At 44.0% G+C, this 1,377-nt stretch carries 2 protein-coding genes; both read left to right on the top strand.

Going from position 1 to position 1,377, the window contains the following annotated elements:
• The coding region (locus ACWPAB_RS15285; protein WP_016382392.1) for an LPXTG cell wall anchor domain-containing protein at window positions 1-564 on the top strand (564 nt) is incomplete at its 5' end.
• Between the two features lie 73 nt (window positions 565-637).
• The coding region (locus tag ACWPAB_RS15280; protein ID WP_016382391.1) for a class C sortase at window positions 638-1,377 on the top strand (740 nt) is incomplete at its 3' end.

Genomic DNA, 1,377 nt, shown 5'->3' with positions numbered 1-1,377 from the left:
ACGTCTGCCGATTTCTGGTTAACCTTACCAGCCAAGGCAGCAGCCGACGGGAATGTCTATGTCTACCCAAAGAATGTTCAAAAGACCACCTATGAGCGCACTTTTGTTAAGAAAGATGCTGAGACTAAAGAAGTGCTTGAAGGAGCCGGCTTTAAGATTAGCAATAGTGATGGCAAGTTTTTGAAGTTGACAGATAAAGATGGTCAAAGCGTCAGCATCGGCGAAGGATTTATCGATGTATTGGCCAATAACTATCGATTGACGTGGGTTGCTGAAAGCGATGCTACTGTTTTCACGTCTGATAAGAGCGGTAAGTTTGGCTTAAATGGATTTGCTGATAACACCACAACTTACACGGCAGTTGAAACAAACGTGCCGGATGGTTATGATGCTGCTGCCAATACAGACTTTAAAGCTGATAATTCGTCTAGCGACATTCTAGATGCACCAAGCGGTATTCTGCCACACACTGGTGGTACTGGCACAGTCATTTTTGCGATTTTGGGCGTTGCCTTAATTGCATTTGGAGCAGTTGCCTATCGCAAGCGCCGCAATGGTTTCTAAAAAGTTAATAAGATAAATAAGTCAAGCAAGAGCGTCGATGGCGCTCTTGTTTTGATATGGCGAGGTAATCAGAGTGACAAAACGAACACGTCGACCTTTAGGCTTGATTGATATTGTGATTGGATGCCTTCTTTTAGCGGGTTTTGGTGTTTTATGCTATCCATTTGCAAGTGATGCTTACGTTTCTTACCAAAATCAGCAAGTCATCGACAGGTATCGACAACAAGAAGCGCGGAAGAATCAGATGGTGTTGCGGCGGGAATATAACGACTATCAGCAAAAAAATAAACAGTTGGCAGCAAGTCAGCAAGTGCCCGGCGTTGCCAGTTTTAATCATGCCGTTAATGATCAAGGAACCGCAAAAACAGCGGCCAAACGCAATCAACAAATCTTGACTCGTCAGACAGTTGCTCAGTTGACGATTCCCAAAATTGGCCTTAGTCTGCCGGTTTTTGATCATACAAGCGATTGGCTTCTACAATTTGGCGCCTGTTTATTGGATGGTACAAGTTATCCAACTGGTGGTAAAAATACCCATGCTGTCATTTCAGCGCATCGTGGTGTGCCAAACGCTGAACTTTTTACCCGAGTACCAGCGTTAAAAAAAGGCGACAAGTTTTTTATTAGCATAGGCAATCATAAATTGGCTTACCAAGTCTTTAAGCGCCAGGTTATTGAGCCAAGTGATACCCGGCAGCTAAGAATTGTGCCGGGACAGGATCTTGTGACCTTAATGACCTGCACGCCTTATATGATCAATTCTCATCGATTGTTGATAACGGGTCGCCGAATTCCTTACGTTAAGGCAGATGA

This window comes from Lacticaseibacillus sp. 30 (assembly GCF_053819265.1).
This window is presented reverse-complemented; position numbering and strand designations above follow the sequence as displayed.